General features: G+C 67.8%; 16 protein-coding genes and 2 pseudogenes. 4 read left to right on the top strand and 14 right to left on the bottom strand.

The genetic code is table 11. The features are described 5' to 3' along the window. Positions 1-46: 46 nt before the first annotated feature. Positions 47-1,366: an RNA-guided endonuclease InsQ/TnpB family protein gene (locus tag OHO83_RS41505; protein ID WP_266666386.1), complete on the bottom strand. Its 1,320-nt coding sequence runs from the start codon at positions 1,364-1,366 to the stop codon at positions 47-49. 56 nt (positions 1,367-1,422) lie between these two features. Here OHO83_RS41505 and OHO83_RS41510 point away from each other — a divergent pair. After that, positions 1,423-1,580: pseudogene (locus tag OHO83_RS41510) on the top strand (transposase); the annotation flags it as partial. 115 nt (positions 1,581-1,695) lie between these two features. Here the strand turns inward: OHO83_RS41510 and helR are convergent. Next, on the bottom strand, positions 1,696-3,879 hold the full coding sequence (gene helR / locus OHO83_RS41515) for an RNA polymerase recycling motor ATPase HelR (RefSeq protein ID WP_266676075.1): 2,184 nt from the start codon (positions 3,877-3,879) through the stop codon (positions 1,696-1,698). 506 nt (positions 3,880-4,385) lie between these two features. On the opposite strand from helR, the gene OHO83_RS41520 reads away from it, so the two are divergent. Beyond that, positions 4,386-4,913 (top strand): hypothetical protein, encoded by a 528-nt coding sequence (locus OHO83_RS41520; RefSeq protein WP_266666384.1) that lies wholly within the window; start codon positions 4,386-4,388, stop codon positions 4,911-4,913. A 114-nt stretch (positions 4,914-5,027) separates the two neighbouring features. On the opposite strand, the gene OHO83_RS41525 is transcribed toward OHO83_RS41520, so the two are convergent. The 4 genes and pseudogenes from OHO83_RS41525 to OHO83_RS41540 form a co-directional block, all read right to left on the bottom strand. Further along, complete coding sequence (locus OHO83_RS41525) at positions 5,028-5,243, bottom strand: hypothetical protein (protein ID WP_266666382.1); 216 nt, start codon at positions 5,241-5,243, stop codon at positions 5,028-5,030. A gap of 1,937 nt (positions 5,244-7,180) precedes the next feature. Continuing rightward, entirely contained in the window at positions 7,181-9,016 is a 1,836-nt protein-coding gene (locus OHO83_RS41530) for a TerD family protein (RefSeq protein WP_266666380.1), read from the bottom strand. A 430-nt stretch (positions 9,017-9,446) separates the two neighbouring features. Beyond that, positions 9,447-10,277 carry a transporter substrate-binding domain-containing protein gene (locus tag OHO83_RS41535; RefSeq protein WP_266666378.1) on the bottom strand — a complete coding sequence of 277 codons (831 nt, stop codon included), beginning with the start codon at positions 10,275-10,277 and terminating at the stop codon, positions 9,447-9,449. 405 nt (positions 10,278-10,682) lie between these two features. Then, a pseudogene (locus tag OHO83_RS41540) lies at positions 10,683-11,227 on the bottom strand (flavoprotein). Positions 11,228-11,959: 732 nt separating this feature from the next. Between OHO83_RS41540 and OHO83_RS41545 the strand changes: the two are divergent. Next, complete coding sequence (locus tag OHO83_RS41545; RefSeq protein ID WP_266666376.1) at positions 11,960-12,703, top strand: hypothetical protein; 744 nt, start codon at positions 11,960-11,962, stop codon at positions 12,701-12,703. A 78-nt stretch (positions 12,704-12,781) separates the two neighbouring features. Here the strand turns inward: OHO83_RS41545 and OHO83_RS41550 are convergent, their stop codons facing one another. Continuing rightward, the gene (locus OHO83_RS41550) at positions 12,782-13,246 is read right to left on the bottom strand and encodes an MFS transporter (protein WP_266676072.1); all 465 of its coding nucleotides are present in this window, start codon (positions 13,244-13,246) and stop codon (positions 12,782-12,784) included. Between the two features lie 451 nt (positions 13,247-13,697). Beyond that, positions 13,698-14,627, bottom strand: coding sequence for an NmrA family NAD(P)-binding protein (locus OHO83_RS41555; RefSeq protein WP_266666374.1), 930 nt, complete (start codon positions 14,625-14,627; stop codon positions 13,698-13,700). Between the two features lie 572 nt (positions 14,628-15,199). Between OHO83_RS41555 and OHO83_RS41560 the strand changes: the two genes are divergently transcribed. Further along, a complete protein-coding gene (locus tag OHO83_RS41560; protein ID WP_266666372.1) occupies positions 15,200-15,652 on the top strand; it encodes a YbhB/YbcL family Raf kinase inhibitor-like protein in 453 nt (150 codons plus the stop codon). 5 nt (positions 15,653-15,657) lie between these two features. Here OHO83_RS41560 and OHO83_RS41565 read toward each other — a convergent pair whose 3' ends face one another. From OHO83_RS41565 to OHO83_RS41595, 6 genes are all read right to left on the bottom strand, one after another. Continuing rightward, the gene (locus OHO83_RS41565; protein WP_266666370.1) at positions 15,658-16,302 is read right to left on the bottom strand and encodes a protein-L-isoaspartate(D-aspartate) O-methyltransferase; all 645 of its coding nucleotides are present in this window, start codon (positions 16,300-16,302) and stop codon (positions 15,658-15,660) included. A 421-nt stretch (positions 16,303-16,723) separates the two neighbouring features. Continuing rightward, on the bottom strand, positions 16,724-17,821 hold the full coding sequence (locus OHO83_RS41575) for a baeRF2 domain-containing protein (RefSeq protein ID WP_266666356.1): 1,098 nt from the start codon (positions 17,819-17,821) through the stop codon (positions 16,724-16,726). After that, positions 17,818-17,979: a hypothetical protein gene (locus OHO83_RS41580; RefSeq protein ID WP_266666354.1), complete on the bottom strand. Its 162-nt coding sequence runs from the start codon at positions 17,977-17,979 to the stop codon at positions 17,818-17,820. Before OHO83_RS41580 ends, OHO83_RS41575 begins: the two co-directional genes overlap by 4 nt. 666 nt (positions 17,980-18,645) lie before the next feature. Beyond that, entirely contained in the window at positions 18,646-19,503 is an 858-nt protein-coding gene (locus OHO83_RS41585; RefSeq protein ID WP_266666352.1) for an aldo/keto reductase, read from the bottom strand. Beyond that, entirely contained in the window at positions 19,500-19,934 is a 435-nt protein-coding gene (locus OHO83_RS41590; protein ID WP_266666350.1) for a cupin domain-containing protein, read from the bottom strand. The genes OHO83_RS41585 and OHO83_RS41590 overlap by 4 nt, the downstream gene beginning before the upstream one ends. An 89-nt stretch (positions 19,935-20,023) precedes the next feature. Beyond that, on the bottom strand, positions 20,024-21,010 hold the full coding sequence (locus OHO83_RS41595; RefSeq protein ID WP_266666348.1) for an aldo/keto reductase: 987 nt from the start codon (positions 21,008-21,010) through the stop codon (positions 20,024-20,026). Between the last annotated feature and the right edge of the window lie 2 nt (positions 21,011-21,012).

A 21,012-nucleotide genomic window follows, 5' to 3' on the forward strand; every position in this document is an offset into this window, starting at 1 on the left:
TTGAAGTGCTCTCCTCCCTTCGCAAGCTCAGGAAGGAGATTCCCACCTACCTTGCGGCGGCGGGCTTGACGCCACGGGTGCGCCTGACGACCGCCCTCCCGGCAGCCGGGATCGCCACGAGGCCGATCCGGTTCAGGTGCAAGATGTTCCGGGCCGCGTTCCAGTCGGCGTTGCCGGACCAGCCGCAGTCGGGGTTCTTGCACACGAACGTGGCCTGGTCCTCCCTGCTGCCCGCTGTGGTCAACCCGCAGGCTGAACAGCGCAGGGAGGTGCCAGGGGCGGGAACCTTGGCGAGGGTGCCGCCCTGACGGGCGGCCTTGTACGTCAGCATGGTCACGGTGCGGCCCCATGCCTCTTGACTGATGGAGCGGTTCAGGCCGGACTTCTGCGCGACGTTCTTCCCGGGTTCCTCGATGGTGCCCTTGGCCGACTTGACCATGTTCGTGATGGTGAGTGCTTCGACCACGACCGTGCCGTACTGCCTGGCGATGCTGGTGGTGGTCTTGTGCTGCCAGTCAACGGCACGGCGCGTGGCTTTTGCGCGGAGCTGCTTGATCTGGTCGTAGGTGTGGTTCAGCCGGTTGGAGCTGCGCTCCTTCGGCTTGCGGAAGGACTTGCGGTGCGCAGCCCGTTGTTCGAGGCGGAGCAGCTTGGCCTTTTCCTCCGGGTTCAGCCACTTGTCCCGGTCGGCAGTGCCATCCGGGAGCCGGGCGGGCCGTCCGTGATCCTGATGGTTGCCATCGGACAGGGCAAGGGGAAGGCTGACCCCGGCGTCGATGCCGATCTCAGGGCCCTTGTGCGGGGCAGGCTTTGATTCCAGAGTCTGGACGCGGAAGGCGATATGCCATCCGAGTCCGTCTTTGACCAGCCGTGCCCCGGTGATCCGGTTCTCCCTGTCGGCGAGCTTGCCGACAGGGAGGTCCTTGGTCCAGCGGAAGCGGACACGTCCGACCTTGGGGATGTTGACCATGCCCCATCGGCGGTGCACCCGCTTGATCTGGAGATCGCGGCCCTGCGGGATGTCGACGGACATGACGGTGCGCAAACGGGCCTTGAAGTTCGGTGCGTCAGCGCGGCCGTTCCAGCAGTTCTTCCACGCCTGGACGTACGTCTTCAGCACCGCCTGTCCGGCCTGGGCGGGGAGCACGGTGAGCCAGTCGATCTCCTTACGGGCCTGGCGGATCGCCGCATCAGCCGCAGTCAGGGAACGCTTCTCCTTCGGGAGCATCGTCCACCAGTCGTGCAGGCAGTTCCACATGGTGCGGGCCGCGTGCGCCTGGCCGTCCATAAGCCGGGCCTGTGCAGGCGTCAGCGCCAGCCGGGCACGATGCCCGAACTGCCGCTTCTCCCAGACAAGTTCGTCCATCACGATCACTCTACTGCGGTTGGCTTATCTCACCACGATGGAATCCAAATCCTGATATGCGCACCGGGTGCCACGTCGTTTACAACCTGCTCATCCACTTGGTTCTTTTGTCACCAAGTACCGGCGCAACGCATTCATCGATGCCATGCTGACGCGCACCGAGGAGATCATGCGTGAGGTCTGCGGGGACTTCGAGACCGAACTCAAGCAGTTCGTCGACGACCGCACCTGAGGCACGCCGACCGGCACGGCGGTGTGCCCGAGCCCGCCACGTGCGCGGCAGGCTCGGGCACTCACCCTACGACGGCGATCACACCGGCTCTCCCAGCTCACGAACTCGTCAGGATGACGAGCTGCTGCGTAGCCCTGGTCATCGCCACATAGCGGTCGACCGCTCCCTCGATACCGTCGCCGTACTCCTGCGGGTCGACGAGGACGACCAGGTCGAACTCGAGGCCCTTCGACAGTTCCGGGGTCAGGGACCGGACGCGTGACGTCGCCCGGAACGTGGGGTGGCCGATGACGCAGGCGATCCCGTCGTCGTGTGAGGCGAGCCACGTGTCGAGGATCGAGTCCAGGTCCGTGACCGGTCCGTGGACGACGGGGATGCCGCTGCTGCGGACGGACGTCGGAACGTTGGCGTCGGGGAGCTCGGCCCGGATGACGGGCTCGGCTTCCGTCATGACCTCTTCCGGAGTGCGGTAGTTGATGCTCAGAGAGGCCTGCTTGATCCGGTCGAGCCCGGCCCGCTCCAGCCGTTCCTCCCACGCCTCCGTGAAGCCGTGCCTCGCCTGGGCACGGTCACCGACGATGGTGAAACTCCGGGACGGGCAGCGCAGGAGCAGCATCTGCCACTCCGCGTCGGTCAGTTCCTGCGCCTCGTCCACGACGATGTGCGCGAACGGTCCCGCGAGCCGGTCCGGGTCGGCGGTGGGCAGCGCGCTCTCGTCGATCAGGCTGTCCTGGAGGTCCTTCCCGCGCAGCATCCGCACCGCGCCCTCGCTGTCGTCGCCGGCCGAGTTGAAGTCGGCCGCCGAGATGATGTCGTCGATGACGAGGGCCATGCGCTCGCGCTCGGCGGCGACCGCGGCGTCGTGCTGCCGCTTGCGCCGGGCGGCCTCCGGGTCGCCGAGCCGCTGCCGGGCCGCGTCCAGGAGTGGCAGGTCGGACACCGTCCAGGCCTGGGGCGCGTCCTTGCGCTGCAGCTTGGCCACGTCGTCGCGGTCGAGCCAGGGGGCACACATGCGCAGGTAGGCGGGGACCGTCCACAGGTCGGAGACCAGGTCGGCGGCCTCGAGCAGCGGCCACGCGCTGTTGAGGGCCGCGACCAGATCCCGGTCCTGCCGCAGCGAGCGCAGGAACAGATCGGGCGAGACGCCGTCCTCGTCCTCGTCCATGCCCTGCTTGTCCATGAGGATCGAGGCCAGTTCCTCCCAGACCTGCTCGCGCGCCTCGTTGTGCGCGGCGCCCGGACCAGGTGCCTTGAACGCCTCGGCCCAGTCGTCGGCGCTCACCCAGATGTCGGACCAGGCCGTCGTGGCGGTCATGCCCTTGGTGGGCGGCTCCTCGTAGAACCTGACGGCCTTCTCGATCGCTCGCACCATGTCCGCGGACGACTTGAGGCGGGCCACGTCCGGGTCGGTCTCCACGGTCGCCGCGGCGCCTTCGGTGACGAGGTCCTGAAGGATGCAGGTCTGTACGCCGTCCTCTCCGAGGCTGGGCAGGACATCGGCCACGTAGTCCAGGTAGGGCCGGTGCGGACCGACGAACAGCACCCCGCCCCGGCGGTGGCTGAGGCGCGGGTCGGAGTAGAGGAGGTACGCGGAGCGGTGCAGGGCGACGACGGTCTTGCCCGTGCCGGGGCCGCCGTCGACGACGAGGGCACCACGCGAACCGGCGCGGATGATGGCGTCCTGGTCGGCCTGGATGGTGCCGAGGACGTCGCGCATGCGGGCCGAGCGGTTGCTGCCCAGGCTGGCGATGAACGCGGACTGGTCGTCGAGCGCGGCGCGTTGCTCCAGGCCGTCGGCGGTGAACACCTCGTCCCAGTAGTCGCTGATCCGGCCGCCGGTCCAGCGGTACCGGCGGCGGCTCGCCAGGCCCATCGGGTGGGCGTGGGTCGCCCCGAAGAACGGCTCGGCGGCGGGGGAGCGCCAGTCGACGAGCAGTCGGCGTCCCTCGCTGTCGGTGAGGCCGAGCCGCCCGATGTACAGGGGTTCTGCGTCGTCCGCGCCGACGACGCGGCCCAGGCACAGATCCAGGCCGAAGCGGCGCAGGGCGCGCAGGCGGCCGGTCAGCCGGTGGATCTCCGAGTCCCGGTCCATCGCCTCGCGGCCGATGCCGCCGGGGGCCCTGCGCAGGGTGTCGAGACGGTCGGAGAGTTCGGTGATCGTCTGGTCGAGGCTGCTCGCGATGGCCGCGAAGTGCGCCTCGTCGCCGGAGATCAGGTTCGCTTCGGCCTTGGAGGAGAGACGCTCGGGAAGGTGGAACGCACTGGTGGTCGTGGAGGTCAAGGTCATCAGCTCCGATCCGAGGTCACGCCTGCGAAGTCCGACGGTGCGCACACGCGCACCTCGGCACCGAGCGTCCACACCGGTGACGCGAGTCCCACCACCGGCTCGACGCCACCGCGCGACCCATCGACCGACAACAACACATGCACTTCGTTGATCTCCCATTTCCGCAGGTTCGGGCCTCGGCCAGCGATTGTGCGGCAAGGTGGGGGCCTTGCCGCAAGCCCCCCAGTGCGCTATAAGTTAAGAGTGGCAAGGAGTGGGAAGACCTCCTTGCCTTTCTTGCGCTCTACGCCTTTCTTGCTCTCTACGGACGGGCACATCTTTCAAGCAGTGGCGACGCGCGCAGACAGCGGCGGGTTCCCGCGCCGAAGATTGCCGGGCACAGGCAGTGCGGCAGGACTCACCGAGCAGGCATGCTGATGCCCTTCGGCAGAGACGGGGCGGCAGTGGAAGCAAGCACAACCCGCAGCGTGACGCGTGCGCGCGTGGGATCGGGACTGGCGGTGGCTGTCCTTCTGCTGCCCCTCGCCGGCTACGGACTGGCCCGTACCGGGGCAGTCCCTGAAGGCACACCGATCGTGCTCGCCCTGCTGTGCGGGATCTTTGGCTTCGTCCTCCTCACCGAACTGGGCGAGGAACGAGCCCCGTTCGGGCACTCGTCGTCGCACCTGACCGCGCACACGCTGACCGGGGAACGCTCCGTCGACCTGAACCGCATCGCCACCGTCCGCCTGCTCACGACCTTTTCGTACAGCGGCCCGCACCGCACCCTGGTGGTGTGCGACGCCCATGGTGTGCGCCTGGGCATCACGACGAAGAGAGCCCGCGGAAAGGTTCGCCGTGCGATCGAGAAGGCCGACGCGAACGCCGCGCGAGGAGTCCCCCGCCCCCGGGTGAGCCGAGCGGCCCGGGCATTCCTGGGCCTCGCCCCGGGACAAGGGCTCGTCGTCCACACGGTTCTCGCCTTTCTGCTTGTGACGACGTCCGCGATCCTGTACTTGGTCGTTGCGCTCCGGCTCGGCGGGCAATGAGAGCTGGGAGCATCTACGTTCCCTATCGCGAGACGTACTGAGGCAACTCGGCCCGGAGAAAGTGAACTTCGCTCCCCAGGCGACCTTGCTCGCCGCGCTCCTCGCACCGCCGCTCTACGAGGTGCCGCACCGTCTGCGCCTGCTGGTGCGCCCGGACACGGTCTTGCGGTGGCGTGCGCCGGCGGTGTCGACGAACTCGGCGAAGTCGCCGGACGGGTCGGCCGGCGCCGCCGCGGCAGAGCTGGTGCGGGCTGGTGCGGCGGCGCCCTGGGTGACCACGGTGGTGGTCGGCTGGGCGAGAGCCAGGGCGAATGCGGCCGCGCCGGCCATTAGCGGACCCATACACCGGCTCGCCCGAGATGGACGCTGCGGCGGGTGCGGTGGAGGTCGAGACCGGCCGCGGTCGGCGGCGGTCTCAACGGAAGGTGCCGGCATCGGTGAACTCCCGGAGCAAGAGCAGCGGTTGACGCCATGAACCAACCCAGCAGGGCGTACCGGTTTGCGTACCGGTTTTTTGGGGCCTGCAGTTGCGAGTTGGTTGCGTTGGACCGGTACGCAAACCGGTACGCGCTTCGGCACGCACTTCTTCACCCAACGTGTCGAAACTCCGGGACGGCAAGACGTCCGACGGCCGCTGCGCACCCTCGTACTCAGAAGCTGCGCAGTGTGGTGCGCAGCCTCCACACGACCCGGTGCGCAGTGACCGGTGCCGGGGTGCGGCCCACGACTGCGCAGCGTCCTATGGAACTCGTATTCGGGGTGCAGTGCGCAGGTGCCCGAGCTCGCTGCGCAACGCGGTCCTGGGAGATGCGCAGCACGCTCGCCCGGCACTGACTCCGGCTGCGCACTGCCAACTGAGGCGCGTTGCGCACCGGGTAGTGCGCAACCCGCACCGGTCGTCTGTGAACGGTTGGTACGCCCTTGTGGCGCCTACCAAAACGCGTACCGGGCGGCCGGAGCGGTACGGCAAGAACGTGTACCGGTACCTGAGCGACCGGTTGCTCTCTGCTGGCCATGGGGTCATCTGACAGGTCTGTGACCTGTGGGTTCTGTAGACCGGTACGCGTTTCGGTACGTGCTTGTCCGCCCCCGCAAAACGCGTACCGGTCGGCGGTTGGCAGAGGGCGCGGTCAGTCGCCGCAGCGCCCTGGAAACCGGGTGGCACGGAATCGGCCGAGGCTGCCGGTACGCGTTGGGAAACCAAACGCGTACCGGCGCGGACAGTGCGCAGTTGCCGCGAAAGGAGCGCCCACGGTGCTGCGCAACCTCCGCTGCGCACCCTGACTGCGCACCTTGTGGTCCCCGCCGCGCAGGGTTCCGGCCGGTGCTGCGCAGTGGACGATCGGGTCGTGCTGCGCAACCATCCGCGAGCCGTTGCGCAGCCGGTGACAGGCGGGTGCGCAACCAGTGCGCAGTGGCGCCCGGCGGCGTGGGGCAGCCAGAAGCGTACCGGTGTGCGTAACGGCTGGCTGTGACGGACGGTGATTCAGCCGTGATCGCGGGGCTCCTTTTCGGCAAGGCTTCGGTGCGCCCTGCCGGGCGTCAACACCGGCATTGACCAAGGCCCGCAGTCCCGGTCGGGATGCGGATCCGGACACCATTGGGATGGCCTGTAAGCCAGGTGGACAACCTCACTGCCCGGGATCAGCCGGTACGTCGGACGGAAGACAATGGGGACCAGGCGACCCGCCGGACCCGGTGAAGGTTCTGATCGAGCTGTTGATCATGAAGCGGTCGCGCCTGGGTGGGGGAGGCTTAACGCTCGCCGGCGACCCCGGCCGCCGGAACCGGCATCGCCGACAAAGTAACCCTCAAAATCAGGAGCAAAGTCACCCGCAAACCAGTCCTCAAAGCCCCTAGTGCAACCTTCACCGCCTGAAACAGGAAAGCGGCAGGTCAGGCCCACTGGTACGGGCGTACCGGTCTCGCCGACAACCCCTCTCACGCACACTCCGGCCCGGCACCAGGTGGGGAAAGAAGAGAAAGAGCAGGCGGCAGGACCGGGCCGGCGCGTGCGTGCTCGGGGTTCGGAGCCGCGATCTGTCTTGGGGGAGGCCACCACCTTCACCCTGCTTCGGCAGGCACCCGGCGGCCCGACGATGTCAGGATCGATGCCGAGCGCCCTCAGCTCTCCCAGCCACGCGCCTCCACGTGGCGCTGGCCGCGCAACGCGCCCTGCCAGCCTGGCGGCGAGGGATCGGCTTGTCCGGCTGATGGCGGCCATGATCTAAGTCCCCATGGGTCATTCCTTGCCGTCTCCGTACTCGTCAGTCGTTGATGTCGACTCCGTAGCCGCGCGCGAGGGTGTCGAGTCCGTGGTCGTATCCCTGTCCGACGGCGCGGAACCGCCAGAGCGGTCCACGGCGGTAGAGCTCGGCCAGGATCAGCGTGCGCTCGCTGGTGGCGGCGTCCAGTGTCGCGCGCATCAGCGGGGCGGCGCTGCTGCCGGGCGCCGCGGCCACTTGGACAGCGCCGACGTCGCCGAAGGACAGGCTGCCGTCGATGGCCGCGGCGATCACCACCCGACGTGAGGACGGGGGCAGGGAAGCGACATCGACGGTGATGGTCTGTTCGGCCGGGCCGTTGGTGAGCAGGTGAACGGTGCCGCCGGGGTTCTCCGGGGCGCCGTAGAACACGAAGTCCTCGTCGAAGGTGATCTGTTCGTCCTCGTCGAGCACGAAGGCGACGACGTCGACCTCACCGTGTTCCCGGGGTGCCCAGGACGCGGTGACATGCCACTGGGAAACAGACGTGGGCAGGTCGATGACGCCGCCGCGGGGAAGGACGCGGGGTGCCGCAGCATTGATGGACGTCTCCGCTGCTCTGGCCCCTGCCACCTGGGCACCGGCATTGGCGACGGAGATGGTCGCGGTGGCGGCGGTCACAGACGGATCGACGAGCCACCGCTCATCGCGCACCGAGAGCCCCAGTTGCGTGATCCGGGGCATGCGACGGTCGTTCTCCCCACCGGAGAGGACGACGACGTCGGTGACGCTGCGCGAGAGATTGACCGCTGCGGATCCGCCGAGCTCGACGACGCGGCCGCGCGCGTCGGCTGCCTCCGCGTGCGCACCACCCAGGACGAGTACGCGATGTCCGGCCAGTGGCCTGTCGCCCGACCCGACGGAAACGGGCTTGGTCTGGCGTGGGGCAGGGATGGCCGGTGCCGGTCCGGGCGCCTGATGCGTCGCTCCGGGTTCTACGTGGCTGAGCAGTTGGAGGAAGATGTCCTCGTCGAGGACGGGCACCCCCTCGGCGGCGGCCCGCCGAGCCTTCGCCGATCCGGACGTGGGCTCGTTGGTGACGAGGACGCTGGTGTGGTGGCTGACCGAGCCCATCATATTGAGTCCGGCGGCAACGCCCCGGCCGATCAACTCGGCCCGGGCACAGGCGGTTTCACCGGTGATCGCGACCTTCATGCCCTGCCGAAGCGGTGCTCCCGGAGTCAGCCGGCCGGGATTGCGGTAGGCGCAGGGTGTCTTGGGCGGCTTCGGCGTGAACTGAGACTCGGCCCGGGGCGGGCAGCTCACGAAAGGCAACGGCAGCGCGAGCCGTGCCGCCTCACGCAATGACGCCCGCAGGATCCCGGCCAGCACCCGGGTGTCGTCCAGCGCGTCGTGCGCGTGCTGCTGCGGTACGCCGTAGTGGGCGGCCAGCGTGCCCAGCTTCATGTCGTGCGTCGGCGGATCCACTTGGCGGTTCAAGGTGAGGGTGCACAGCCGCTGCGAGACGGGCAGCCACATGCGGGCCCGGGCAAATTCGTAGGCGAGGAAGTCGTAGTCGAACTGTGCGTTGTGGGCGACCAGGATGCGGTTCTGCAGCATTGCGCCGATGCGTTCGGCCACCTGGTCGAAGGTCGGCGCCCCGCGCAGCCGCTCAGCGGTCAGCCCGTGCACATCGACCGGCCCCGGATCGCACCCCGGATCAAGCAGCGTGGAGAACTCCCCGGTCTGCTCGCCATCCGGCCCGACGGTGACCACGGCGACCGACAGCACACGGTCCCGCCGAGGTATCAGCCCGGAGGTCTCCACGTCGACGAGAGCCCAGTCGTGGGCGTAACCGTCCCCAGAGATGAGGTCGAAGAAGGGCGAGGCGAGACTCATGAGGCCAAGGATGAACGGGCATACACGCCACCTTCAACCGGCATGCACTTTTATCTCAATATGAGACAGGGCGACGGTGGCCCGGCAACCAAGGGGGTGCGCTGAAACTTCGGGACGTCTTCTGGAATGAGGCGCCCCCGGCAGGTCGTGCGACTCATGCTGGCGGACAGCCCCCACAGCTCGTGACCAGTGATCATTGCTTGGCTGTCTCGCCTTGGCGAAGCTCGCTGAGGGGACGTCTTGAATTATCTGCCATGGCGGCATCAAGTCGCGTCCCTCGAGAGTGTTGCAGCCGACGTTCTGCGCGACGGCCTGGATGCGGATACCGCGGTCTCCTAGTTCGATGCCCACGATGATGAGGTACTGGATGGCGTGGAAGAGCCGGTCGAGCCGGGTGACTTTGATGGTGCCCTGAGGAGCACGACTCGGCTCAACTCATCCACTTCGCTTCGTACTTGGCGTACGTTCCGTCGTGCGTCGCCAGATGCGCGAACTGGGTCACGTACTCCTGGAAGTCGCGGTCGCCGCGCGGCGTCGCGTACGCCTTCTCGGCGAACGTGAACGGCTTGTCGGGGTGGACCGAGCACAGCTCCGGATGGAGCTTCGCCTGGTAGAGCGTCTCGCTCGCGTCGGTCATCATCACGTCCGCCCGGCCCGCCACGATCTCGTCGAAGATCGTGGTGTTGTCCGGGTGGACCTTGATGGTGGCGTGCTTGATGTTCGCGCGGGCGAACTGCTCGTTCGTGCCGCCCGGGTTGACGACCACGGTCGTCCCGGCCTGGTCGATGTCCTTGAGCGTCTGGTACTTGTCCTTGTCCGCGCAGCGCACGATCGGCGTCTTGCCGTCCTCGCGGGTCGGCTCGCTGAAGTACACCTGGCGGGCGCGGGCAAGCGTGATCGAGACGCCGCCGACGCCGATTTCACACTTCCCGCCCGCCAGGTCCTTCGTGAGATTCGCCCATGTGGTGTCTACGAAACGGGCCTTGGCGTCCAGGCTCTTCGCGAGGTCCCGGGCCATGTCGATGTCGATGCCGCTGTACGAACCGTCCTTCGGATCCTTGTACGTGAATGGGCGGTAGTCGCCCGTGGTGCACACGCGCAGCACCTTGGACTTCGGCACGGCGTCCAGCAGGCTCCCCTGCTGCTTCTTCGCGGGGCGGTCCACTCCCGACGGCTCGCCGGGCGCTGCGGCGGTCACGGCCAGCAGGCAGGCCAGTGCGGACAGGGTGGCAGCACGTTGTCTGGACGCACGGCGGCTCATCGCGACTCCTCGGCACAATAGTTGCAGCATGAAGTGATCACCCTGACAGAAGAGTTCACGCAGGTGAAGACGGCGTCCACGGGTCGGGAAGACTGAGCCGCGCGGGGCGCGTCCTACCTGGGACACAGAAGCATGACGCGCATGGAGGCGCCGCTACTACACACACCGCACCGACGGACACCTCACCGGCATCGACGACCTCCACGCCGACTGGCGCCGCTTTGACCTCGACCCCCAGGCCGCGTCACGCCCCGTGCGAGCGGCGAACTGGCGACCGAGACCTGCGCCTACGACGCGATGGACAACCAGGCCGACGCCAACCGGCCCGCCCGCCACGCCGGACAGGACGCCACCTTCCAGCGTCAGCGCAGCCCCCATCGCGCTCGGACGACGGGGGCCGTTTCGTCATGCCCGCTCGGCCAACTCCCGCGCGGCGGCGAGCGCCGCATCCCACGGGTATGCCTTCGGCTTCCCGGATCCAGCCGGGTTGGGCTCAAACCCGCCATCGCCGCACAAGACCGTGACGCCCTGCTCGCGCAGTTCGGTGACGCTGCGGTCAAGCTGCCGGTGCTGGGCATACACGGCATTCACGCACGGCATCGTCACTGTCGGAATGCCCTTGCCGATGCCTTCGGCGACGACACCGACCACGAATGACGACGTGATGCCGAGCGCCCACGAGTTGATGCTGCTGAAGGTAGCCGGGGCGAACAGGATGACGTCGGCTTTGGGCCAGACATCCGGCTGACCCGGCAACTTGTACTCGCTACGCATTGGTTGATTGGTCATTGCTCCAAGCCGTCAAGGCTCTCGTCGAGCCAACGCGCCGCGGTCGGCGTCAGCCCGAGGCAGACGTCCCACCCGTCGGCCTGTGCTGTCTCGATGACTCGCGCCACGTCGAACGCAGGGGGTGCGGCTGACACGAACAGGTACAAGGTCCGTGAGGGCATGCCCTCATCTCATCCCGCACCGTTGATCACACGCAACCGCACCCGCTCCGAGGGCAACGAGGGCGATTGCCGGTCCGGCCACGGAGCGCGGGTGTTGTTCCAGGCGGTGAGTCAGAAACGGAGTTCCAGTATGCCCAGAGACGACCATGCAGGGGCGCGCATCGCGGAAGGTCGCAAGCTCGGCGGATATACGCAACGCGGGTTCGCCGACGTGATCGGCTTCTCCTACAGCCAGCTCCACCAAGTCGAGGGCGGCCTTTTTCGGGAAGCCAGAAGCCGCCTGGAGTCGTTTCCAACCGGAGCCCTCTCTGCGCCCGTCTGGCAGACCTCATCCGGTCGGCTGCCTGCGTATCACGCCCCTGACCAGCAAAAAGGCCTCCCGAAGCAGAGCCTGTCAGCAGGGCCCCGGCATGACTCCAACCTGCGGCCAAGCGCTGAACAGACCTCGTGCAGTTGAAGGCCAGTAAAACAGCTCAAGCACCGGGCAGGCGTCCAATGGCTCGTCCGGCCGGTCCACCCAGCCGCACAAGGTGCGCCGGCCGGCACAACTCCAGCCGAGCGAGCCTGACTTTCCGGTCGCCGCCGTCTCTCAGGCGAAGCCCACGTTCGAGGGCTCCCCAACCTCAGGCACTACGCCCGCTCGTGAAGACCTGTCAGCGCGGCTTCGACGTCTGGCAGGCGCAGCGTCGTACGGTCTCCCGTTGGCGCCCTGATCGTCGAGATGATGACCACGTGAGCGCCAGTCGCCATGTTAGGGGGCGTGCCCTGGGTTACGGTCAGGCGCCTCCGCCCCTGAGGGGCGGCCGGCTCTCGGGCATTGGCAGCCAAGTCATCAAAACTCAGTACGAGTTGGCTCGCCCCACCAGCACACTGGACGACACGGATGGACAAAATGTGGTCAGGCATGAGCCGACCTGGCGCGAGGAGCCGGAGTCAGACGACGAGTACGACAACGGCACGGATCACAAGACCCTGTACGCCCTCTTCGGGCTGGCCATCTACAAGGCCAACGTCCTCGAACACTCTCTCGTCAACGCTCTCGCGCTCACCAAGCTCGTTACGGCGAGAGAGCAGGGAGAGCAGCTCACGCGCGACCCCTGGGCTCAAGGCTTCAAGGACATGATGGGGAGACTCATCAAGCGCGTCGAGGCGCACACAAGCGCCTACCCAGAGGTCGGCAACGACCTCACCAGGAGCCTGAAGCGGCGTAATGACCTGGTTCACAACTTTTGGCGCGAGCGCATCCAAGAGACGATCACCGACGCGAGCCGGGCCAAGCTGTGCGCAGACCTGAAAGCGGACTGCCGACTGTTCACTCAGACGGACGAACGCTTCAGCGAGTGGGTCCTGAACCCCATCATGGCGAAGGTCGGGGTCACGCCCGAGGACGTCGAAGCCCAGTACTTGAAGGAGCGCCGCGAGGTGATGGCGCGCTATGAGACCGAGGCGTTCACGGCCGAAGAGAACCCGACCTGATGATCTGAGTCAGGGTGAGTCCAGCCGCAGGGCCATCGATCTGCCGCTGCGGCTGGACGGTGCAGTCTGACGTCTCCGTCACACGGTCGTGGCTGCACGATCCATGTCCACCGGATGCCGGTTCCCGTAGAGCCGCCTCTCGATCTCGTCCAGGCTTCTGTTCTTTGTCTCCGGTACGAGGGCGACAGCGAAGAGCAGAGCGAGCAGGGAGATGCCGGAAAAGATGAAGAAGGTGCTGGAGGAGCCGATGCCCTCGACGAGCATCGGGAAGAACTGGGATACGAGGTAATTGCCGCCCCAGAGGCCGAAGGTGGCGATGGAGGCGGCTACGCCGCGGATGTGCGTCGGGAAGATCTCGGAAATGATGACGTAGGTGATCGTGCCGAAGGAAACCGCGAAGAACGCCACATATCCGAGGATCAGTGCCAGCAGCAGAGGCGCGTTGGGGTGGGTGCTGCGGAAAACCAGGCCGATCGAGACCAGCAGGACGGTCATCGCGCTCGCACCGGTCAAAAGGAGTGTGCGGCGGCCGACCCGGTCGATGAGCCACTCCTTGCAGCGGCGTTGGTCTGTCGCTGATCGGTGCTTTTGCCAGGATCATCATGCGGAGCGGGTTCGTCAGGTCGTTCAAGGACTCGCCGTCCAGGCCGCTTCGGGAGTGCCCCGCGGGGTACTCCTTACTGTCACGGAGCAGACGGCGATATCGACGAACTCGCCCGCTCCTACGCGCGACCCGACGCGTTCAACGGCGCGGCCGGACTGTACCGATCGAAACTCCGCGAAGGTGACGAAATCCGCCAACTGGCATCCCGGATACTCACCATGCCCGGCTCGCCGTCGGCGGCAGATCGGGAAAGTTCACCCCGACGACAATGCGCCTGGTCGCCGAGGACGTCAGCACCCTCTCCCACCGTTCTCATCGGAGTGACGCTCGTCGCCGCCACGCTCGTGTCAGGTCAGAGTTCGGTCGTCCAGATTCTGACGGCAAGCGGCTTCAGCGAGTGAACAGGTCGGGGTTCTTGCGGACCCAATCGGCTACTCCTGCAGCGGACCGCCCGGTGACGTCTGCCATGCCGTCCGCCTGGCGGTCATAGCGGCCGGCCGCGTGTAGGCGAGCCATGGTGGAGATGTGCTGGAGGACATGGTCCGGCAGTCCCAGCGCCCCGAGATCGTTGTCGAGCCATTCCTGCAACGGGACGTCGGTGTAGCCGACCGTGCGGTGCAAAGCATCGGAAATCTCGGCGGCCAAAGCGGCGATGTCCTGTGATCGGGGACCGGTCAGCTCATAGGTCCGGCCGATGTGCCCGGCCGGATTGGCCAGAATCTCCTCGACGACCGCGGCAACGTCACCGGCCGCGATCGGGGAGGTTTTCGCCTTGCCGAAGGGCCACCTGATGGTGCCGTCCTTGGCGATCGAGGAAAACACGGTCTGGAAGAGCGGGTTCTCCATGAAGACGGTGGGCCTGACCTGGACCATGGGCAGGCCTGACCAGTCGAGAACCTGCTCGACCAGCCACTGCTGACGATGCTGATGCGACTCGGAGCCGCTGGTGGCGTCCATCTCGGAGACGGTCAGCTGTGACATGTTCACGAACGCCTCCAGCCTTCCGTAGGCGCGCGCGACCGCCGCTGTGGTCACGGCGGCCAGCAGATACTGTGCCGACACGGCCATGCCGAAATACATCCGACCGCAGCCGTCTAGGGCGTCGGCGACATCACGGGCACGCGTCAGATCCCCGACCACGACTTCGGCACCCGTCGCGCGCAGCGCCTGGGCACGGTCGTCATCTCGGTGCACCAGAGCGCGGACCTGGAGGCCCCGGCGCCGTAGACCTTGGACGACGGTCCTGCCGACGGCCCCGACGCTGCCCGCAGCACCGGTCACCAGGATGGGCCGCACGCCTGCTTCCGGGCTGTAGTCCATGGGGGCAGCCTGCGGACGGCATGGCCAGGGCGCAACTGGGGTGACGTCCAGCCCGGAGAAGAGATCGTCATGACCACACCGGCCCTCCAGGCCGCGTGACCGAACCTGTCACCCGAACCTGCATCAGACCCGGACGCCCTCGTCACGATTTCCTGGGGATCCGAGTTCGGAGAAGCGTGAACGATGCACGGCCGTACATGGCCCTCTTCAGCGTTTTGGCCCTGTTGACGTGACCTTCGACGACGCCTGAGCTCCTTCCAGTAAAGGATGAGTCCAGCGGTGACGGCGTCGAGGTCCTGACGGAGCTACACGGCGAAGCCGCTCATCGGTTTCGGGGCGCCTTGCTCGGCCTGGAGGATCCATTCGAGGAGCGTCTCCCCCCTCGGGCCCGGCGACACCACCTGCAGATCATCTCGGACAGGGGGACACAGTCATACCGGGCCCGGAGGCCAGCGGCCCTCTTGCAGGACCGCGAAGAAGATAACGGGGGCGGCCCGGGTGGACTCGGCCGAGCGGGGGTTTTGGGAGTGTGAACCGGTGCCGGTGCCGCCATTGCGGGTATGGCGGCGCGCATGAGCGGAATTGAACTCAGCAGCACCGCGTTCGACGATGAAATGGTGATTCCTCGTCGGTACAGCGGGGAGGGTGAGAACATCTCACCGCCCCTGACCTGGTCGGGGGTCCCCCACGAGGCCACGGAGCTGGTCCTCCTGTGCGAGGACCCGGACGCGCCGGGGACGACCTTCCTGCACTGGCTGGTGACCGGCATCGATCCGGGGACCACGGGGGCGGCGGAGGGCCAGAAGCCGCAGGCGGGTCTGCCGTGGCCCAACGACTTCGGCCGCGTGGGCTGGGGAGGGCCGATGCCTCCACCGGGACACGGGCCGCATCGCTATGTCTTCCGCCTGTACGCCCTGTCCGAGCCGCTGCCCCTGCACGACCACCCGGGCGTCGAGGACGTGCACCGTGCCCTGAAGGGCAGGGAGCTGGCCTCCGGCACCCTGGTCGGGACGTATCAGCGCTGAGCGCGTCACGGCTGGTCGTAGCCATGGGCGCCGTACAGCCGGACGAACCGGGCCGCGGTGACCATGCTGCGGTGCACCAGGTTGTGGCCCCGCCGCTCGTACAGCTCGACGCGCTCCTGCCCGCCCTGCCCGATCGGCTGGACGAGCCGGCCACCGGTGCGGAGCTGATCCACGAGCGGCTCAGGCACTCGCGGGAAGGCCGCGCAGACGATGACGGCGTCGAACGGGGCACGGGTCGGCATGCCGAGGGTCCCGTCGCCGAGTACGACGTCGGCATTGCCGATGCCCTGCCGGGCCAGCCGCAGGCGGGCCTCGTCGACCAGGTCGGGCCAGCGCTCGACGCTGACGACGTACGCGGCCAAGCGGGCCAGCAGCGCGGTCTGCCAGCCGTATCCGGTCCCTACCTCCAGGACTTGTTCGTCTCCGGTGAGGCCGAGAGCGGAGACCATCATGGCGACCAGCGAGGGCTGGGTCGTCACCTGCCCATGGGGGAGCGGAACGGGCGTGTCCCGGTACGCGGATGCCACCTCGTCCGCGGGGACGAATTCCGTTCGGGGAACGCTCCGTACGGCCTCCAGGAGACGGACGTCGGTCACGCCCACGGCGCGTGCCGCGCGGACCAGGTCCTCGGAGGTCCCTTTATGAACCATTGGACCGCGGCGCCGTGGCGGTGGCGCCGGTGGACCCGCTCGTGGTGCGCTCCAGAAGCCGCGAGGGGTGATCGTGCTCGCCGCCCGATGTCGCCTCGTTGCTCACGTGCTTGGTGCCTTCTCGCAGGCCTCGTTGCGGTGCCGGTGAGGGGGGTCCGTTTCCGGCCGGGCACAGCCCTGGCAGTCCAAGGAGTACCGCAGGGTTGGCCACCGCTGGCACGCCTACCGCGCAGGTCTTCGGCGGTGTGATCGAGACGTCCGTCTCCTCCGCGCCGCTCCTGCTCCTGTCCATGTACCCATCCGCCGCTCATACGCCGCGCTGCCGCTCCAGCCCAGTGTCGGCATGTTCCGCGCGCGGCGCGATCCGGGGCGGTCGGTCGCAAGGGGCGCCCCGTGATCCGGGAGGCACAGCGCGTCGGCGTCAGGACGGGGTCCCCAGGTCGGTGTACCGCAGCAGGGCGCCCAAGCCCTCGTACAGTCTCAGCTCGCTCTCCGGCACGACGACCAGCTCGGCACCGGTGCCGACGAGGGCCCGGACGAGGGCCACGTCGGCCGGTTCCTCGCGCGGGGCCCGCACGCCGAAGGACATCAGCTCCGCCTCGGTCAGGGCGAGCTGAGTGGGCTGGGAGCCCGCCCAGAGCCGCAGCGAAGAGCCTGGCGGTCGGTTCAGCAGCAGTGCCGCGACCTGGGCACGCTGGAGGGCGGCGACGGTGGCGGCCAGCCCGTCCGTCATGGGTCCGTCCAGAGCACGCCGGCCGATGAAGGTGTCCACGAGTTCCCGGTCGTGCGCGGCCATGCGACCGCGAAAGACGCCGTCGAGCTGCGGCTCCAACAGAGCGCGTCCCGTGTCGGTGGGGGTCCGGCCGCCCACGCGTACGACCTTGTCGCGCAGGGTGTGCGGCAGGCGGCGGATCAGGACGTTGCACGCCCACTCGTCCCCGCCCACCACGACAGTGTCGGCATGGGCGCGCCGCGCCCGGTCGTCCAGCCGGTGACCGAGCCGGAGAGAGATGCGGTGCCAGGTCGCCACCGCCACCCTGCGGTGCAGCCGCTCACCCGGGGTGACGGTGGACGCGGGCCAGGTGCCGGTCTCCGCCTCCAGAGTTACCCAGCCGTGGGTCTCGGCGGTCGGAAGGCCGCCGTAGTGGACGACTACGGCCATGTAGGGGATCTCTGGAAGGTGCTGGGTGACCAGGGGCATTGCGTCCGGCAGGGTGCTGTAGCGCGCGGAGTCGTGCTCGGGCGGCCTGGGCAGCTCCCCGTCCAGGACGAGCGTGTCGTGGGCGGCGAAGATGGCCTGACCGTGCACCCCTGGCACCTCTGTGTCGGCGCCGACCACCTCCTCCAGTACGTTGAGCAGCGCCCGCTCCGAGCCCTGACGGGACAGACTCTCGCGCAGCCGGCTCCAGCGCAGCGCGATCGCCTGCTCGGGATGCTCGACGTTTCGGGAGGTGTCCAAGTACACGGAGGCGAACGGGCCCGGCTCCGCGTAGAGGGGTTCAAGGAACGACAGCCTCATCGCCACTCCTCGTCGATGGTCTCCCCTTCTTTCATGATGCGCGCCCCGGGGACGATGGAGCTTGACGAGCGCAAAGTGGTGCGGAATGCGGGGCGGTCAGGCGCCGGCAGAAGCTGGCCCATCGTGAGCATGGTGGCGGCGACCAGGCCGTCCAGCATCGCCGAGCCGCGGGCCGGGACTGCAGGCCGCCAAGCAGCCCGAGCTCCGTAGCCGGACGGAGAGGCAGTCTGCGCGGGAGTACCAGATCGTGGTGGGGGCCGCCTTGCCCAACGTGCATACCGGTTTCTGGGCCGTATTCGACAGACCGAGCGGCGCGCTCGTGAGGTGAGGATCCAGCAGGGCCCACCCATCCGGAGGCCATCGGGTTGTCTTCGCGGTGGTACTGCCAGTTGCGGCTGGCCTTCGCCATGATGGGGCTGCGAGGCCTGGGCGGCGGAATCTTCTCTGCCGCCATGCCAGCCGCGAACCTCGCCGTCACGCCGAAAGAAGAGACCTCGAGCGCGATGAGCTTCAACCAAGTCGTCCGTAGCGTGGGATTCTCTGTCCGCAGCGCACTCGGCGGCCTGGTGACTGCCGCCCACACCGGTACGACAACGGCCTACCCCGCAGAATCCGGATACACCACAGGGGCCTGGACCGGAGCCGCGTCAATGGCGGTGACCGTGGCGATAGACCTGCTCCTGCAGCGCGCCGGGCGCGAAGCCTGCGGTGACGAAGTGCCCGCCTGCACGATGACCTGCGGCGGCTCTCGGGAGCGGCAAGCCTCCGGTCGCATCCACGGCCGAGCTCACGCTCGATTTCCAGCCTGAGGCGCTCATCTGGCGTCACTTGCCGCTGTAGACGGGGAACATGCTGTGCTCGCCGTAGTCCACGTTGCGCAGGCTCCGCAGGGCGTCCATGTCATCGCCGGAGATCTTGAAGTCGACCTCGGCGTTGGAGCGCATGTGTTCGGGGTTCGCCGTCTTGGGCAGCGACACCGTGCCCAGCTGCAGGGTGTAGCGGATGCACAGCTGCGGGACGGACACACCGTACTTCACTGCCATCGCCTGGACCTCGGCGTTCTGCAGGATCGCTCCGTGTGCGATCGGCGAGTACGCCTCGACGAGGATCTGCTTGCCCTCGCAGTAGTCCAGGAGCTCCCAGGGGGTGTTGCCGGCGTGGACGAGCAGCTGGTTCACGTGCGGCACGACGGTCGCGCCCTGCAGGACGTTCTCCAGGTCCTGCTGCTGGAAGTTGGACACCCCGATGGAGCGGATCTTGCCGGCCTGATGCGCCTCTTCGAGCGCGCGCCATGCTTCGCGGTTGCCCTCGGCGTAGTCGCCGCCGCGGAAGTCGTTCCACGGCTGCGGACTGTGGATGAGCATCAGGTCGATGTACTCGATCCCGAGTTTCTCCAGTGACCCGTCGATCGCGTCGACGGCCTGGTCGTGGTCCTTGATCTCAGCAGCGAGTTTGGTCGACACGAACAGCTTGTCGCGGGGCACGCCGGCGGTGCGCACGCCCTCGCCGACGCCGCGCTCATTGCCGTAGGCCTGGGCGGTGTCGATGTTGCGGTAGCCGATCTCCACGGCTGCGCGGACCGCCTCGGCCGCCTGGGCGTCGTCGATGAACCAGGTGCCGAGCCCCAGCTTGGGGATCTCGACGCTGTTGGACAGCGTGTAGGTCTCGTCCAGGATGGTCATGCGTTTGCTCCGTTCTTCGGCAGCTCGCCGTACACCTCGTCGGTGACGGGCTCGAGCCATTCGTTGCTGACGTCTTCGCCCGGGGTGATGAAGGCGACGTGGGAGAACCACGAGTCCGCCTTCGCGCCGTGCCAGTGCTTCGTGCCCGCCGGGACGCGGACCACCGTTCCCGGCTCCATGCTGATGGGATCCTCGCCCTCGGCCTGGTACCAGCCGCTGCCTGCCGTGCACAGCAGGATCTGGTCACCGCCACCGCTCGTGCCGTGGTGGATGTGCCAGTTGTTGCGGCAGCCCGGCTCGAAGGAGACATTGCTGACGGGAACGCTCCCCGAGGCGAGCGGAGCCAGGTAGCTCTGGCCGGTGAAGTACTGCGCGAAGGCGTCGTTCTTCTCCCCGAGCGGGAAGATCTGGTCAAATCCGTTGACAGTCATTTCGTTCGTTCCTTGTGTTTCAGCGCGTCCCGCCGTGCGCGGTACGCCAACGGCGTCCTGGGTCCAGCCGGTCAGGCTGCGCAGCCTCCCTAGCGATTGACGTAAGCCATGTGCTCGGCGTTGTAGCGATCGCCGCTGACGCCGACCCGCTGGGCAAGGCCGTCGAGGTCGGCCACCTCGTCCGCGGACAGCGCAACAGCCGTCGCGGCGGCGTTCTCCTGGATGCGTGCCGAGCGGCGGGTGCCGGGGATCGGCACGATCCACGGCTGCTGCGCGAGCAACCAGGCCAGGGCGATCTGGCCCGGCGTCGCGCCCTTCACTTCGGCGAGCTGCCGGACATGGGCGACGAGCGCCTGGTTCGAGGCCAGGTTCTCCGCCTTGAAGCGTGGGACCCGGTGGCGGATGTCCCCGTCGGTGAACGTCGTGGACGTGTCGACGGTGCCGGTGAGAAAGCCCTTGCCGAGCGGGCTGAACGGCACGAACCCGATGCCGAGCTCGGCGAGCGTGGGCAGCACCTCAGCCTCAGGGTCCCGTGTCCACAGCGAGTACTCGCTCTGGACTGCGGTCACGGGGTGGACGGTGTGTGCGGCGCGGATGGTGGCGGCCGAGGCCTCGGAGAGGCCGAAGTGCCTGACTTTCCCCTCGGCGATCAGCTCGCCGACGGTGCCTGCGACGTCCTCGATCGGCACGTCGGGGTCGACGCGGTGCTGGTAGAACAGGTCGATCGCGTCGGTGCGGAGCCGCTTCAGAGACTCCTTCGCGACGCGGCGGATCTGCTCGGGACGACTGTTGAGGCCGACGCTCTGGCCGTCTTGGATGTCCCATCCGAACTTGGTGGCGATCACGACCTGGTCGCGGATCGGCTCGAGCGCCTCGCCGACCAGCTCCTCGTTCACGTAGGGCCCGTAGACCTCGGCGGTGTCGAAGAAGGCCACGCCCTCGTCGACCGCGGAGCGCAGCACCGCGATCATGTCGCCACGACTGCCGGGGTTGGGGCCGTAGCTCTGGGACATGCCCATCGCGCCGAGCCCGATCGCGGAGACCTCCAGACCGTGTCCGAGTGTTCTGGTATGCATGG

Source organism: Streptomyces sp. NBC_00569, from assembly GCF_036345255.1.
Classification (GTDB): domain Bacteria; phylum Actinomycetota; class Actinomycetes; order Streptomycetales; family Streptomycetaceae; genus Streptomyces.